Consider the following 15,127-nt stretch of genomic DNA (forward strand, 5'->3'; position numbering starts at 1 on the left):
TGCGCAAAGCCGCTGTGGCGCTTTCGGTCACTTCCCGCGCTCGAGCCGTTGCGGTTTCGGGCGCAACGTCCTATGTCCTTGACGATCACCCGCTAAAATGCGGGGCATGAAAACGGACGGGATGAATCGCATGGATGCTTTGAAACTGCTGGCACTCGACGAGGAAGACCTTGGCGTCGTCTCCGCCCATGTGCAGGACGCAGTCTTCAAGGTAGCGGGCATCGCCTACGACGCCCGGCGCCGGCAGTTCACCCTGGTGGTCAACCGCTTCGCCTGGGAAAAGGCGGAGGGCAAGCGCCGCAGCTTCGAGCGGCGCCGTGCCGTCCTTCTGTTCAAATGCGTCAGTGCCGTGCGGTCGCTCGGCTTCGATCGCACCGACATGGAAGCGGTGCTCGACCTTCTCGCCCTGCGCTTCGACGTCAAGGGGGAGGGGCCGGAAGGCACGATCGAACTCGTGCTCGCGGGCGAGGCGTCGATCGCGCTCGATGTGGAGTGCATCGAGGTGCAGCTTGCCGATACCGGCGGCGCCTGGGAGACGGCGTTCAAGCCGCGCCACCCCGAGGGCGCCTGAGGACGCCGGTTTGAAAACTCCCGCTTGAGCGTCCCCGCCGGCAACCACCAAAAGGATCATCGCATTGGCAATCAGGCTGAACTATCTCGATATGAGCTTCGAGCGCGATTTCGCCGCGTTCCTCACGACCAAACGGGAAGTTTCCGAAGACGTCAACGCCGTCGTGCGCACCATCATCGATGATGTCCGCGCCCGCGGCGATGCGGCGCTCGCCGATTATTCCACGCGTTTTGACGGGATCGACTTCACGGTCGCGGGCATGGCGGTGACGTCGGCGGAAATAGATGCGGCGATCCACGCGGTTGCTCCGGAAGTGCTCGGTGCTTTGAAAGTCGCAGCGACCCGCATCGAGGCGCATCACCGGCGGCAATTGCCGAAGGACGACATTTACGAAGACCAGATGGGCGTCGGCCTCGGCTCGCGCTGGACGCCGATCGACGCAGTCGGTCTCTATGTGCCCGGCGGCACGGCGAGCTATCCGAGCTCGGTTCTGATGAACGCTCTGCCGGCCAAGGTCGCAGGCGTGCCGCGCATCGTCATGGTCGTGCCGGCCAGCGGCGGGGCGATCAACCCGGCGGTGCTCGCAGCCGCCCGCCTTGCCGGTGTGGAGGAGATCTACCGCATTGGCGGCGCGCAGGCCGTGGCCGCGCTCGCCCACGGCACCGAGACGATCGAACCGGTTGCGAAGATCGTCGGCCCTGGGAATGCCTATGTTGCGGCCGCCAAGCGGCAGGTTTTCGGCACGGTCGGCATCGACATGATCGCCGGGCCGTCGGAAGTGCTGGTGATCGCGGATCGCGACAACGATCCGGATTGGATCGCCGCGGACCTGCTCGCCCAGGCCGAGCACGACGCCGGCGCGCAGGCGATCCTGATCACCGACGATGCGGCCTTCGGCGATGCGGTCGAAAAGGCGGTGGAGCGTCAGTTGAAGACGCTGCCGCGCGCCGACACGGCGGCAGCCAGCTGGCGCGATTTCGGCGCCGTGATCCTGGTTCCGGATTTCGACAAGGCCGTGCCGCTCGCCAACCGCATCGCCCCGGAGCATCTCGAACTGGCGACGGCCGATCCGGACGCGATGGTTCCCGCGATCCGCAATGCCGGTGCGATCTTCATCGGCAGGCACACGCCCGAAGTCATCGGCGACTATGTGGGCGGTTCCAACCACGTGCTGCCGACGGCGCGTTCGGCGCGGTTCTCCTCGGGCCTCGGCGTGCTCGACTATGTCAAGCGAACCTCGATCCTGCGGCTCGGCCCGGATCAGTTGCGCATTCTCGGGCCCGCCGCGATCGCGCTGGCAAGATCGGAAGGCCTCGAGGCCCATGCCCGATCGGTTGCCATCCGCCTCAACCTCGGGGAAGAGGGATGAAGGCCGATCGCAACCTGCGGCTCTGCGATGTCGTGCTGGACGAGACGATCGGCCGCTCGACGCCGGATGTGGAGCATGAGCGCGCGGTTGCGATCTTCGACCTGCTCGAAGACAACCTGTTCGAACCCGTCGGGCATTCCGGCGGCCCCTATCGGCTCAATCTGTCGCTGGTCGACGCGAAGCTGGTCTTCCGGATTTCGACGGATGGCGGTACCGAGGTCGCCACCCACATCCTCTCGCTCACGCCCTTTCGCCGTATCGTGAAGGACTACTTCATGATCTGCGAAAGCTATTACCAGGCGATCCGGTCGGCGACGCCGAGCCAGATCGAGGCGATCGACATGGGGCGACGCGGCATCCACAACGAGGGTTCTCAGACCCTGATGGACCGGCTGTCGGGCAAGATCAGACTGGATTTCGATACGGCGCGCCGGCTCTTCACGCTCGTCTGCGTGCTGTACTGGCGCGGCTGACGGGGAGGCGGAGATGATCGCGACCGCCACGCCGCAATCGAAAGCGCCCCGCTCGGTTCTTTTCATGTGCGGCATGAACGCCATCCGTTCGCCAATGGCCGAGGCGCTTGCCCGCGTAGCGCTTCCGAAAGGGACCTACGTCGCCTCCGCCGGCGTCCGGCAGGGCGAGCGGGATCCCTTCGTAGACGTTGTTCTCGAAGAGGTCGGGCTGACGATCGGCCGGCATCAGCCGCGCACGCTCGAAGAGCTCGAAGACGATTACTTCGACCTTATCGTGACGCTGGCGCCCGAAGCCCACCACATGGCCCTCGAATTGACCCGATCCATGGCCGTGGATGTGGTATACTGGCCGACACCCGACCCGACCGTTGCGACCGGCACACGGGAGCAGATCGTGGCCGCCTACCGGGCGGTGCGCGATCATCTGGCGGCGCTGATCGCAAGCCGTCTCGCCGTGGAAAGCCCCCAGAAAGGCAGTCCTCCGGCGGCATGATTCCGATCCTCGGGCCGCAATTCGATGTGCGATGATCGGGTACCCGAAAAAGCCTGATCAAAGCGGTTCACAAAGCCGCGGCGATTGTGTAGTTTCCGGCAACTTTTCGAGGATGCCTGTTGCGTCCGCTATTGAGCACGAGAAAGAACAGTCCTGCATGGCGAAAGAAGAAGTCCTAGAATTTCCGGGCGTGGTCACCGAATTGCTTCCCAACGCGACGTTTCGCGTGAAGCTTGAAAACGAGCACGAGATCATCGCCCACACGGCGGGCCGCATGCGCAAGAACCGTATCCGCGTTCTGGCCGGCGACAAGGTCCTCGTCGAGATGACGCCCTATGACCTGACGAAGGGTCGCATCACCTACCGCTTCAAGTAGGCCCCGGCCGAATGCACGTCGCCCAAAAGTGCTGAGCGATTTTGGGCAGCGACATGCACGAGCATGGCACAAACTCCGGGAATAACGGCTCGCATCGATGGCAGTGACCAAGAAACTGATACTGGCGTCCGGATCGCCGCGTCGTGTCGAGCTCCTGGCGCAGGCGGGAATCGAGCCCGCGCGCCTTATGCCTATGGACCTGGACGAAACGCCGAAGCGTTCGGAACACCCCCGCTCGCTTGCGCGGCGGCTCTCGGCTGAGAAGGCGAAGGCGGCGCTTTCTGCGATTACCGGCGACCCTGCCTGGGACGGCAGCTACATTCTCGCAGCCGACACCGTCGTTTGCGTCGGCCGCCGTATCCTGCCGAAGCCGGAACTGGTGAGCGAGGCGTCGAGCGCATTGCATCTTCTGTCGGGCCGCAGCCACCGCGTCTATACGGGCATCTGCCTCGTCACGCCCGACCGCACGCTTCGCCAGAAGGTGATCGACACCAAGGTGCGCTTCAAGCGCCTTTCCACGCTCGACATCGAGAGCTATCTCGCTTCCGGCCAGTGGCGCGGCAAGGCCGGCGGATATGGTATCCAGGGAATTGCCGGAGGTTTCGTCGTGAAGCTGGTCGGCTCCTACACCAATGTGGTAGGCTTGCCGCTCTACGAGACCGTCAATCTACTCGTCGGCGAAGGATACGACGTGCACGATCGTTGGCTGGAAGGCTGAGAAGATGCGCGGCGAAGGCAAGAAGAACGGGTCGAACGTAGAACCCTTGCGCGCAACGCGTCCCTGCGCGGAGTGCGGACGCCCTTCCGTGCGCGAGCATTATCCCTTCTGTTCCGAGCGGTGCCGTAACGTCGATCTCAATCGCTGGCTGTCCGGTTCCTATGCGATCCCGGTCGCCGACGACGAGTCGAAGGCCGACGACGGCGACGAACGGTAATTCTTCGCTCCACCCGAACATCGGTTATTCGGAGCGGGCCCCGGGGAATTCGCGGACGCCGGCGATCTCTCTGAATTCCTTCGACTTTCTCCACCTTTCCGCAGCCAGCTAAATTCCTTCGAAAAAGAGTCATTTGGTGCTGGACACGGCCGAACAAGATGTTATAACCCCGCTCGCTTCCGGGGCGAACGACACGCCCCAGCGGTTTCCCGAAGGAGACTGCCGCCGTCAAGGCAGGATGCCCGGATAGCTCAGTTGGTAGAGCAGCGGATTGAAAATCCGCGTGTCGGTGGTTCAAATCCGCCTCCGGGCACCATTTTACTTTTAGAATCATTGAGTTTTTTAAGAAGCTCCTTGAGCCTTCCGCCGTCACGTCAACGCTGCGCGCGGACAGCCCGAGGCCACGGCACTTCATCCGCGGCCTTAACTCGAGCTGCTTATTTTCGCTGCCGAACGATGTATCTTTAGCAGTATCCCATTGAATCCTCTGCCGTGGCCGCCGCGTCGGGGCTGGCGGGATCGCGAATTTTCGACCACAAATACGAAAACATGCCGAGGCACGCGGCAGCGCGAGGGGGTTGGAATGAAATTCCGCGTCTCCGACGGGGCACGATTTTTTCTGCTCGGACAGCGCAAGACGATTTTCGTCGAAGCGTCGCAGCAGATTTTTGAGGTTGACGACCTTACCGCGTATCTCACCTGCCTTCTCGCCGAACCCATGTCGCAGCGCCGGCTGGAGGCCGATCTCGTGGCACGCGGCGCCGGCCGGGCCGAAGCGCGAAAATCGGTGCGGGATTATCTCCTTTATATGTCCCGCGAGGGTCTGCTGGAGATTGCCTTCGACGCCGAGGACGGGGCGCCGATACACACGCATGTGCTGGACATGCATGGAGCCGCCGTCTCGATAGCATATCACGATAGGGGCCTCCTCGATCTCATCCTGCCCGTATTCGATCATCAGGCGTCAGAGGGCCTGAAGCCGTCGGTCTCCTATGCGGTGGCGAAGTTCGGCAACCGCGTGTGCGTCAGCCGCAACCGTTCCCCCGGCATGATCATCGCGGCCAACGAAGCGGTGCCGGCGCTGAAAGCGTTGCTGACGGAGGATGTGCTTGCAAGCCTCGGCACGAAGGTGGCGCTTCATGCCGCGCTCCTGGTGAAGAGCGGGAAGGGGCTTCTGATTTGCGGCGCGCCGGGCGCGGGCAAGTCGACGCTCGCGCTCGCGCTCCTCGAAGCAGGCTTTGCCTGCGGCGGCGACGATATCGCGCTGATGAGGCCGGACGGCCTGCTGCGGGGCGTTCCCTTCGCCCCTGCTCTGAAGCGCGGCTCATGGGGTCTCCTCGAAGGCATGCGCGGCACGATCGAAGCGGCGCCGGTTCATCGCCGCCTCGACAATCGATATGTCCGCTACCTGGCGTCGATCCCCTTTGCGTCTGACGATGCAGTGCCGCTTGGCACCATCGTGCTGCTGCGCCGGCGCAAAGGCCGGACGGAGCTTGCCGCGGTCGAACCGGCGCGGGTTCTGTCGGAACTGTTTCTCGGCGCCTTTACGCCGACACGGCGCCTCGATCTGTCGCAGTTCGACGCCCTGCTGAACGCCATTCGCGGCGCCAGTGCCGTCGAGCTTTCCTATATGCGGCTGGACGAGGCCGTAGAAATACTGAGCAGGCACCATGACGGGACGTAGCTACCGAAACCTTCTTGCGCTCACATCCTGCCTCAACGGCAAGCCTCCGGCTGACGTGGACTGGGAGCACGTCATCGCGCTTGCGAATGATAGCCTGACGATATCCTCGCTCGCTCTCGCGGCGAGGAAATATGCGGTGGACGTGCCCGAGGATGTCCATCGCTACCTCTCTCTGATTTACGACAGGAACGCGGAGCGCAACAGGAGACTGTTGGCGCAACTGACCGAGGCGGTTCAATGCCTCGACCGCATCGGCGTGGAGCCGGTCCTCATGAAGGGTGCGGCAATCCTGGTTGCACAGAAGCCGGACGAGATCGGGGCGCGGATGCTGACCGACCTCGATATTCTCGTCCGCCCCGCCGACATGGCTTCATCGATTGGAGCACTGCAGGACATCGGTTACGAGATCCGCCTTGCCGCCGGCAGCGGCTCATGGCCGGGAAACCCCAAATTCCATCTGCCCGCAGTCCTGGAGCGGCCGACGGATGCAGGGAGCATCGATCTTCAATGCCGGCCTAAAGGGCCGGCCTCCTTCAGCGACATCGAATGGCTGTATGGGCACAGCCGCAGGATCGTTCTCGATGGCGGAGACGTTCGCATTCCGTCGCCCTTTGCCCAGATCGTCTTCCTGATCTTGCATGATCAGTTCCAGGATGGCGACTACTGGCGCGGCCTGATCGATCTACGACACCTTCTCGATCTGTCGAAGCTCGCAGCTTCGGACAGCGTCGACTGGGCGCAGCTGATGTCGCTTTTCGCCAGAGGGTACGAAAGACATGCGGTCGAGACGCAGATTCTGACAGCCGACATGCTGTTCGGGATGGGTGTGGCGTCCGCTTTGTCCGCCGGGAAGCTGCCGCGGCTTCAATTGCAACGCAGACGCGTCCAGCTTGGAAGGGATTATCTCTTCGTCCCCTTCACCGTTTTCACGCTCCTGACCGAGATCGCCCACTACCCGTCCTGGGACCGGTACGGCGGTGAGTCATACCCGTCGCGGCGCCAGGAGGCCAAGCGGAAACTCCGCGAGCTCCGACGCATCTTTCGGTCGAGACCGTCCGGAAAGATCTAGAGTGGATATTGATGGCTGAAGGGTGCCGATTTCCTGTAACGGTCTTGAGTGTACACCAGAATAAATCTTTGTAGCTATATATGGCTAATTATAATTGATTATATAGTATTCTATATTGCGGGAAGCACCCAAATGTAACACTATTGTCCAGCAAAATTTTACTGTAAATTCGGCGAAATAGTCAACGAACAGGGGGAGGTTCCATGAGTTCCGAAATGCCAAACGGACTGCCGTCGCGCAGCGACGAAGACCGACGTGAATTTCTGAAGAATTGTGGGCGCTTCGCGGTGGTGACGCCACCCGCCGTCACCATGCTGCTTTCGACCAGCCTTACATCGAATGCAATTGCCAAGTCGGGTGGCGGCGGCGGTGGCGGCCCGAAGGGCAACAATGGCTACGGCAACGGACCGGACGGAACAAATCCCGGTAGCTCGCATGGCGGCGGCGTGTCGCAGGGCGGCCCGGGAGCCGGGCAGTCGCAGGGCGGTTCGAAGTCAGGCGGGGTCTTGCGTTAATCGCTCGCCAATGCGGGTCGTGGGCCGGAGCAAGCCGGATCACGCCAATGAAGGTGATTTGTTAACCAATTTCTTACAAAATTCTTGACGCCGATGATCACGGGCCGGCTGGCCCGTCGATCCGGCGCAGGTGCGGCATTCGTCTTCCTGAGGAGCTGGGTAGGATGTACGAAATGACGGAACACATGATGAAGGTGCTGATGAGCATCATCGCCGCACTGTCGCTCGGGTCCCTGGTGTTCCTGATGGCGATCGTCTAGATCGCGATGACTGTGCGGCTCTCCTAGGGATAAAGATAGAGCTGGTCCCAGTTCTCCCGCGGCACACGTTCTCCGATCTTGTATTCGAAGGACAGCACCTCAAGGTGCTCGGAATCCGTTTTGCACCTGAATGCCAGTTTGTACCAGTCGCCCTTGCTTCGGAATACCGCGCCCGTCGCCTTCATCCTGTCGCCTTTCATGACGGGATCGGCGAAGGTATAGGCGATGACCTTGTCCGGTTTGAACCGGTTCTTGTCGGCGCCGATCCGCTCCATCGCTTCCGTGTCGCAACGCTGCTCCAGCCGCGTCTGGGGATCGAGCTTCTCGAATTGCCGGACGAGGGACCGGTCCATCGCTTGCGTTGGGCATGCCGCCAATGTGGCGAGGGCGAGGGCGCATGCGCGTGATTTCATTCTCCGTACCGCTCCAGATCTACAACGCGGTGGCATTCCGACTCATCGGCCTGCCTCGCGGGGTGGGGGAGTTGTCAGCATTCAGTTAAACTATGTGGCCATTCCAAGGCCGCTGCCCAAGACCACTGCCCAAGACCACTGCGTGCCGCGGCATGTAGACGCTACACCGCCGAGACGTCGATCCATTTTGCACCGGTCAGCTCGGCCATCCGCTCCGGGCTGATATGGACGGCGGCGTTGGTCGCACCAGCTGCGGGCACGACCACGTCGAAAGCCTTGAGAGACTCGTCACAATAGACGCTGTGGGGCTTGGCGAGCCCGAAAGGGCAGACCCCGCCGACCGGATGGCCCGTTTCCGTCTCGACCTCGTCGAAGCCGAGCATGCGCGCCTTGGTTCCAAACCGCGCCTTGTATTTCTTGTTGTCGAGGCGCGCATCGCCGCGCGTGACGATCAGGATGATTTCGTCGCCGACCCGGAGCGCGAGCGTCTTGGCTATCTGCGCCGGTTCGATGCCATGGCCTTCTGCCGCGAGCGCCACGGTGGCGGTGCTCTGCTCCAGCTCGATGACGTCGATGTCCGGTGCGTTCCGGGAAAAGAACTGTTTGACGGAAGCGAGGCTCATTTCGGCAATCTGTAGTTTGGATCAAATTGGCGTCGGCGCCGCACAGGGCTAAAAACCGCCGTTCAGGCGCGGCACATTTCAGTCGTCGTTCGAAGCATCGAGATCTTCGGGACGCATCCCTTCCTGCTGCGACGGCAGGTAGCCGTTGCTTGCGAACCAGGTTTCGAGGATGGTGGAGATCGCCTGTTCGCGCGTCAGGGTGCCGGGGTGGTCCGCGATGTAGGACTTGAGTGCGTCCTCGATCTTTTCCGCGTAGAGTTCGGTCATTTTCGCCTCCGCTCGTTGGCTTGCGATGGCCGGTCCGCGTTTGGCGCGGACCGTATGGGGGTAACGCGGATCAGGCTTGTTTGACGACGCGAATCAGCACCAAAAGGATCACGGCCCCGATCGTCGAGTGAATAATGGCAGAAAAGATGCCGGTGCCGATGCTGATCCCGATGGCCGGGAAGAGAAGGCCGGCGATGAAGGCGCCGACGATGCCGATCACGATATTCCCGAGCAGACCGAAGCCGCCTCCGCTGACGATCAAACCGGCAAGCCAGCCTGCAACTGCGCCGACGATCAGGAATACCAGAATGCTTTCAATGCCCATGAATCACCCTCTCGTTGTATCTGAGGAGAGGATAAACCATGTTTTCGAATGCGATAGAAGTCGCGCGTCGTATTTTTGACGGCGGGGAATGCCTTCTTCGCCGCCGCCGCGACTTTCTCCCGTTCTGGCAGGGAGAAGTTGCTGCGGCGCGGTTCAGACGATGCCGCCGCCGCCGCCGGCGACTGCAGGACGCTCGGCTGCCACCCTGGCGCGGTAGCCGCTTGCCCGGTAGGCGGAAACCGGCGCAATGGCGCCGCCATTTTCCAGACGGGCCATGGCGAGGATGGGCTCGACGTCGGTCCGGAAGGCAGTCTTCAGTGTTTCTGATGCCATCAGCGCATCGTTCTCCTCCTGATAGCCTGCAAGTGCGTTACGGTCGACGATCAGCGCCTGGGCATAGGCACGGCCGACCTCCATGGCGCTCGTCATCAGGCTTTCGATCGGATCCGTCACGTTATGGCTCTGGTCGAGCATATGGGCCGGATCGAAACCGTGCGCGGCGCGTGTCTCCGCATCGACGAGCTCGTTGAAAACGAGGAACAGGCGGTAGGGGTCGATCGATCCGGTGTCGAGATCGTCGTCGCCGTATTTCGAATCGTTGAAATGGAAGCCCCCGAGCTTCTTGAACTGGATCAGCCGGGCGACGATCATCTCGATGTTGACGTTCGGTGCGTGGTGCCCGAGGTCGACGAGGCAGAAGGCTTTGGGCCCGAGTTCCTGTGCGATCAGGTAGTTCGTGCCCCAATCCTGCACGACGGTCGAATAGAAGGCCGGTTCGAACATCTTGTGCTCGGTGAAGATGCGCCAATCATCCGGAAGCGCCGCGTAAACCGCCTTCATCGAGTCGAGATAGCGTTCGAACGCCCGGGTGAAATTGCTCTGGCCGGGGAAGTTGGAGCCGTCGCCGATCCAGACGGTCAGTGCCTTGGAGCCGAGCGCCTTGCCGATCTCGACGCATTCGAGATTATGCTCGATCGCCTGGCGTCGGGTCGCGGGATCGGTGTGGGAGAGGGAGCCGAACTTGTAGGAATGCGCCTGAGCGGGCGCGTCCGAGAAGGTGTTCGAGTTCATCGCGTCGAAGCTCAAGCCGAGCGCCGTGCCCTTCTCCTTCAGGGCCCCAAGATCGGAGACCTTGTCCCAGGGGATATGGAGCGACACGGCCGGCGTCGCCCGCGTCAATTGCTGGATGACGGCGCAGTCTTCAAGCTTGTCGAAGATATTGCGCGGCTCGCCGGCGCCCGGGAAGCGGGCAAAGCGCGTGCCGCCGGTGCCGACGCCCCAGGAGGGGACGGCAACGCCGTAGGCCGCGACCTTGGCCTTTACCGCATCGATATCGATGCCGCGGCGGGCGAGCCGCTCGCCCAGGCTTTCGTAGTCGCGCGTGAGACCGTCCCGGCGGCTTGCATTCTCTAAATCGAGGACGGATGTGCTGATCATCAGGGTCATCGGTGCCTCCCGGTCAGCGGGTGAAGGACTGGGCATTGCCCGCGTCGACATTGACGATATTGCCGGTGGATTTCGCCGACATGTCGGAAGCCAGGAAGTAGATCGCCTCGGCGATATCTTCCGGGAAGACGCTGAGCTTCAGCATCGAGCGTTCGCGGTAATGCGCCTCCAGCTCGTCGACGTCCATCTTGTAGGCAGCTGCGCGCTGCTCCTTCCATTCGCCCGTCCAGATCTTGGAGCCGCGCAGAACCGCGTCGGGATTGACCACGTTCACGCGGATCTGCGCCGACGCTCCCTCGAGCGCCAGGCAGCGGGCGAGATGGATCTCGGCCGCCTTGGCCGTGCAATAGGCCGACGCCCCGGGCGATGCCGCAAGCCCGTTCTTGGAGGCGACGAAAACGACATTGCCGCCGGCCTTCTGGTTGCGGAAGATGCGGAAAGCCTCGCGCGAGACCAGGAAGTAGCCGGTCGCGAGAATGTCCATGTTCTTGTTCCAGAGCCCCAGCGTCGTGTCCTCCACCGCCGCCGAAGTGGCGAGGCCGGCATTGGAAACGAGAATATCGAGGCCGCCGAAGGCGAGGAGCGCGTCGCCGAAGCCCGATTCGACGGCCGCCTCGCTCGTGACGTTCATGTTGACGGAGCGGACGAAGTCCTTGCCGTAGCGGGTGGAAAGCTCGGTCTGAGCCGCTTCGAGCGCCGTCTCGTCGATATCGGCAAGTACCACGCAGGCGCCCTCCTGCATCAGCCGGTTGGCCGTCGCCTTGCCGATGCCGCCGGCGCCGCCGGTGACGAGCGCGATGCGCCCGGCCAGGCTCTTCGGCTTCGGCATGCGCTGCAGCTTGGCTTCTTCGAGCAGCCAGTATTCGATATCGAAAGCTTCCTGCTCCGGCAGCCCGACATAGGTCGACACGCCGGACGCGCCGCGCATCACATTGATCGCATTGACGTAAAACTCGGCCGAGATGCGCGCCGTCGCCTTGTCCTTGGCGAAGGTGATCATGCCGACGCCGGGCACCAGATAGACGACCGCGTTCGGATCGCGCATGGCCGGGCTGTCGGCGCGCTTGCAGCGCTCGTAATAGGCTGCGTAGTCGGCGCGATAGGTGGCGATCGCCTCGGGCAGGCCCGCAAGGGTTTTTCCGGCATCCGGCTGCGTCGGGTCGAAATCGACGACCAGCGGTCGGATCTTGGTGCGAAGAAAGTGGTCGGGGCAGCTTGTGCCAAGCGCCGCCAGCGGCTCGAGGCTGGTCGAGGTCACGAAATCGAGCACCGCCTGACTGTCGTCGAAATGACCGACCTTGCTTTCCCCCGCGCTGATGAGACCGCGGATCACCGGCATCAGTTTCTTGGCGATCGCGGCGCGATCGGCGGCGGCGAGCACCGGTTTGGACTGACCGCCGAAGGCGGGACCCGTGTTCTCGGTCTCGAACCAGGCGATGGCGCGGTTGATGATCTCGATCGTCGTCTCGTAGGCCTCCTTCGCCGTGTCGCCCCAGGTGAAGAGGCCGTGGCTTTCGAGCACGACGCCGCGCGCATCCGGGTTTTCCTGGCAGAACTTTTCAAGCCAGAGCCCGAGCTCGTAGCCGGGCCGTTTCCACGGCAGCCAGCCGATCTCGTCGCCGAAGATCCTGCTCGTCAGTTCCCTGCTGTTCTTCGAGGCGGCGATGGCGATGATAGCATCCGGATGCATGTGATCGACATGCGGCTTCGGAACATAGGCGTGCAGCGGCGTGTCGATCGAGGCGGCGCGGGGGTTGAGGTTGAAAGTGCAGTGCGGCAGGTAGCCGACCATCTCGTCTTCGAATTCGACGCCGCGATAAATGCCCTTCAGCGCGCGGAGCTTGTACATATAGAGGGTGGAGAAGCCGTCCATCTTGATCGTGCCGACGTCGCCGCCGGAGCCCTTGACCCAGAGGACCTCGACCATTTCGCCGGTCAGCGGGTCTTTTTCCATGACCTTGGCGGAGGTATTGCCGCCGCCGTAATTGGTGATCCGCTTGTCCGATCCGAGGAGGTTCGAGCGGTAGAGGAGCTTTTCCGGCTCGGTCATTCCTGCCGCCTTGCCCTCATCCCAAAGATTGGCAAGGCGCGCGCCCTGGTGCTTGTCGAGCATGTCGAACTCCTCCCGCTGATCTGGCTGCCGCAACTTGGAACCGCGGCCCTATGATTGGCACCAGATCACACGGTGATTACGCCGATGTCAATCAAAAACGATCAAAAACTTTCATGATGCGCCGCACAATGAAAAAACATGATTGGTTGTGATTGACAATGCTCGGAAGGGATGGAAGCATGCGGAGCATCGGAGGAGCGCATGCACGAGAAAGAGAGACACAGGATCATCCTGTCGGCGGTGCAGGAAAAGCCGGTCGCAACGGTGCCTGAACTGGTCGATCTCACCGGCAGTTCGGAGGCGACGATCCGCCGCGACATCGCGGCACTGCATGTGCAAAAGCGGCTGCGCCGTGTCAGGGGCGGTGCCGAAGCGATCAACCCTCCGCAGTTCGTAGGCCTTGCCGGCCGCCCCTTCCGGGTGAACGAAGGCCTGCATGCGCGGGAGAAGCAGGCGATCGCCCGGGAAGCGGTGGCGCTCTGTCAGGACGGCGAACCGATCATCATCAACGGCGGCACCACGACCTTTCAGATGGTGCATTTCCTCGCCAATCGCCGGATGCAGGTCTTCACCAATTCCTTCCCGATCGCCGAGCACCTGCTCAAGCATTCCAAGAACACCGTCATGCTGTCGGGCGGGACGATCTATCGCGAGCAGAACATCATATTGAGCCCCTTCGAGAACGACGTGACGCGCAACTTCTATGCGCGGCGCATGTTCATGGGGGCGCAGGGGCTGGGGCCTCTCGGGCTGATGGAGGCCGATCCGCTGCTGATCCAGGCTGAGCAGAAGCTGATCGACCAGGCCGACGACCTCGTCGTGCTCGTCGATTCCTCGAAATTTCACAGGCGATCGAGTCTCATTCTGTGCGGTCTCAAGCGCATCGCCACCGTCATTACCGATTCGGGTATCGAGGACAGACATGCCTCGATGCTTGAAAATGCCGGCGTCAGCCTGATCGTCGCCGCTCAGAGCGCCAAGGCCGACGCCGAAAAGGCTTCGACACCCGCATGAAGCATGGGGAGAGGAGCTGATGTCCCGAGCTTCCGGGTGAAGATCGGGAAATGATTGTTCGGGCAGGAAGACGCAGCCACTCCGGATGCGGGCCCATGGGAGGAGAGAAAAACGATGAAAGTCCTAAAATCATTGATGGTGACGGCCGCCGTCGCCGTGGCGCTGATGGCAAACGCCGCTCATGCGGAGAACAAGAAGATCGCCCTTGTCGTCAAGGCATTGGGCATCGGCTTCTTCGAAGCGGCCAACAAGGGCGCTCAGGAAGCGGCCAAGGAACTCGGCGACGTCGAGATCATCTATACCGGCCCGACCTCGACGACGGCCGAAGGCCAGATCGAAGTGATCAACTCGCTGATCGCCCAGAAAGTCGATGCGATCGCGGTTTCTGCCAACGACACGGACGCGCTCGTCCCCGCGCTGAAGAAGGCGATGGACCGCGGCATCAAAGTCATCTCCTGGGATTCGGGTGTGGCCAAGGAAGGCCGCCTGATGCATCTCAACCCGTCCTCGAGCCCGCTGATCGGCAATATGATCATCAAGCTCGCCGCCGACAATCTGCCCGAAGGCGGCGACGTCGCAGTGCTCTCGGCCTCCGCAACGGCGACCAACCAGAATACGTGGATCGCCGAAATGAAGAAGGTCCAGGGCAACTACAAGGGCATCAATGTGGTCGCCACCGTCTATGGCGACGACCTGGCCGACAAGTCCTATCGCGAAACGCAAGGGCTCATCCAGTCTCATCCGAACCTGAAGGCCATCATAGCGCCGACCTCCGTCGGTATCGTCGCCGCGGCGCAAGCCGTGACCGACACCGGCAAGATCGGCCAGATCAACGTCACCGGTCTGGGCCTCCCCTCCGAAATGGCCGGACACGTGAAGTCCGGCGCCTCGAAGTCCTTCGCCATCTGGAATCCGATCGACCTCGGCTATTCGGCAACGATGATCGCCTACGACCTCATCAACGGTGCCGAAGCCAAGCCCGGCGCGGAACTCAAGATGGGCCGCATGGGCACGGTCAAGCTCGACGAGAACAACGAAGGCGCCATGGCTGACCCGTTCGTCTATGATGCCTCGAACGTCGAGGAATTCGCGAAGATCTTCTGATCGTCACGAGGAGGCGGCGTCCGCCCCTCATCCGGCCTGCCGGCCACCTTCTCCCCGTTCTGACGGGGAGAAGCGAC

The 15,127-nt window shown here is 62.2% G+C and carries 18 protein-coding genes and 1 tRNA gene; 13 read left to right on the forward strand and 6 right to left on the reverse strand.

Annotated features, from left to right (window positions below):
- The first annotated feature begins 130 nt into the window (after nucleotides 1-130).
- From ACTJKL_RS17735 to ACTJKL_RS17785, 11 genes are all read left to right on the forward strand, one after another.
- Nucleotides 131-571, forward strand: a complete 441-nt coding sequence (locus ACTJKL_RS17735; protein WP_100670012.1) for a DUF2948 family protein — start codon at nucleotides 131-133, stop codon at nucleotides 569-571.
- 64 nt (nucleotides 572-635) lie between these two features.
- Nucleotides 636-1,940 (forward strand): histidinol dehydrogenase, encoded by a 1,305-nt coding sequence (gene hisD, locus ACTJKL_RS17740; RefSeq protein WP_440853433.1) that lies wholly within the window; start codon nucleotides 636-638, stop codon nucleotides 1,938-1,940.
- Nucleotides 1,937-2,413 carry a UPF0262 family protein gene (locus tag ACTJKL_RS17745; protein ID WP_018094178.1) on the forward strand — a complete coding sequence of 159 codons (477 nt, stop codon included), beginning with the start codon at nucleotides 1,937-1,939 and terminating at the stop codon, nucleotides 2,411-2,413. Before hisD ends, ACTJKL_RS17745 begins: the two co-directional genes overlap by 4 nt.
- Nucleotides 2,414-2,426: 13 nt before the next feature.
- A complete protein-coding gene (locus ACTJKL_RS17750) occupies nucleotides 2,427-2,906 on the forward strand; it encodes an arsenate-mycothiol transferase ArsC (RefSeq protein WP_440853434.1) in 480 nt (159 codons plus the stop codon).
- Nucleotides 2,907-3,063: 157 nt separating this feature from the next.
- On the forward strand, nucleotides 3,064-3,282 hold the full coding sequence (gene infA, locus ACTJKL_RS17755) for a translation initiation factor IF-1 (RefSeq protein WP_004435948.1): 219 nt from the start codon (nucleotides 3,064-3,066) through the stop codon (nucleotides 3,280-3,282).
- 97 nt (nucleotides 3,283-3,379) lie between these two features.
- Entirely contained in the window at nucleotides 3,380-4,000 is a 621-nt protein-coding gene (locus ACTJKL_RS17760) for a Maf-like protein (protein ID WP_004435951.1), read from the forward strand.
- Between the two features lie 4 nt (nucleotides 4,001-4,004).
- The gene (gene yacG, locus ACTJKL_RS17765; protein WP_018094182.1) at nucleotides 4,005-4,217 is read left to right on the forward strand and encodes a DNA gyrase inhibitor YacG; all 213 of its coding nucleotides are present in this window, start codon (nucleotides 4,005-4,007) and stop codon (nucleotides 4,215-4,217) included.
- 240 nt (nucleotides 4,218-4,457) lie between these two features.
- Nucleotides 4,458-4,533 (forward strand) — tRNA-Phe (locus ACTJKL_RS17770).
- A gap of 267 nt (nucleotides 4,534-4,800) precedes the next feature.
- Nucleotides 4,801-5,901 (forward strand): serine kinase, encoded by a 1,101-nt coding sequence (locus tag ACTJKL_RS17775; protein ID WP_440853435.1) that lies wholly within the window; start codon nucleotides 4,801-4,803, stop codon nucleotides 5,899-5,901.
- On the forward strand, nucleotides 5,888-6,970 hold the full coding sequence (locus ACTJKL_RS17780; protein ID WP_275596790.1) for a nucleotidyltransferase family protein: 1,083 nt from the start codon (nucleotides 5,888-5,890) through the stop codon (nucleotides 6,968-6,970). Before ACTJKL_RS17775 ends, ACTJKL_RS17780 begins: the two co-directional genes overlap by 14 nt.
- 203 nt (nucleotides 6,971-7,173) lie before the next feature.
- Nucleotides 7,174-7,485, forward strand: coding sequence for a hypothetical protein (locus tag ACTJKL_RS17785; protein ID WP_100669626.1), 312 nt, complete (start codon nucleotides 7,174-7,176; stop codon nucleotides 7,483-7,485).
- A 283-nt stretch (nucleotides 7,486-7,768) separates the two neighbouring features.
- Here the strand turns inward: ACTJKL_RS17785 and ACTJKL_RS17790 are convergent, their stop codons facing one another.
- From ACTJKL_RS17790 to ACTJKL_RS17815, 6 genes are all read right to left on the reverse strand, one after another.
- Complete coding sequence (locus ACTJKL_RS17790) at nucleotides 7,769-8,158, reverse strand: DUF930 domain-containing protein (protein WP_018094189.1); 390 nt, start codon at nucleotides 8,156-8,158, stop codon at nucleotides 7,769-7,771.
- A gap of 161 nt (nucleotides 8,159-8,319) precedes the next feature.
- A complete protein-coding gene (locus tag ACTJKL_RS17795; RefSeq protein WP_440853436.1) occupies nucleotides 8,320-8,781 on the reverse strand; it encodes a YbaK/EbsC family protein in 462 nt (153 codons plus the stop codon).
- Between the two features lie 78 nt (nucleotides 8,782-8,859).
- Complete coding sequence (locus ACTJKL_RS17800) at nucleotides 8,860-9,048, reverse strand: hypothetical protein (RefSeq protein WP_018094191.1); 189 nt, start codon at nucleotides 9,046-9,048, stop codon at nucleotides 8,860-8,862.
- A 70-nt stretch (nucleotides 9,049-9,118) separates the two neighbouring features.
- Entirely contained in the window at nucleotides 9,119-9,373 is a 255-nt protein-coding gene (locus ACTJKL_RS17805) for a GlsB/YeaQ/YmgE family stress response membrane protein (RefSeq protein WP_004435988.1), read from the reverse strand.
- 153 nt (nucleotides 9,374-9,526) lie between these two features.
- Nucleotides 9,527-10,819, reverse strand: coding sequence for an L-rhamnose catabolism isomerase (gene rhaI / locus ACTJKL_RS17810; protein WP_275596788.1), 1,293 nt, complete (start codon nucleotides 10,817-10,819; stop codon nucleotides 9,527-9,529).
- Between the two features lie 13 nt (nucleotides 10,820-10,832).
- A complete protein-coding gene (locus tag ACTJKL_RS17815) occupies nucleotides 10,833-12,932 on the reverse strand; it encodes a bifunctional rhamnulose-1-phosphate aldolase/short-chain dehydrogenase (RefSeq protein WP_440853437.1) in 2,100 nt (699 codons plus the stop codon).
- Between the two features lie 201 nt (nucleotides 12,933-13,133).
- On the opposite strand from ACTJKL_RS17815, the gene ACTJKL_RS17820 reads away from it, so the two are divergent.
- Together ACTJKL_RS17820 and rhaS are read left to right on the forward strand one after the other, a co-directional pair.
- Nucleotides 13,134-13,946, forward strand: a complete 813-nt coding sequence (locus ACTJKL_RS17820) for a DeoR/GlpR family DNA-binding transcription regulator (protein WP_018094194.1) — start codon at nucleotides 13,134-13,136, stop codon at nucleotides 13,944-13,946.
- 114 nt (nucleotides 13,947-14,060) lie between these two features.
- Entirely contained in the window at nucleotides 14,061-15,050 is a 990-nt protein-coding gene (rhaS, locus tag ACTJKL_RS17825) for a rhamnose ABC transporter substrate-binding protein (RefSeq protein WP_440853438.1), read from the forward strand.
- Nucleotides 15,051-15,127: the final 77 nt, after the last annotated feature.

The sequence above is a fragment of the Sinorhizobium sp. 22678 genome (assembly GCF_052044265.1).
Classification (GTDB): domain Bacteria; phylum Pseudomonadota; class Alphaproteobacteria; order Rhizobiales; family Rhizobiaceae; genus Sinorhizobium; species Sinorhizobium meliloti_A.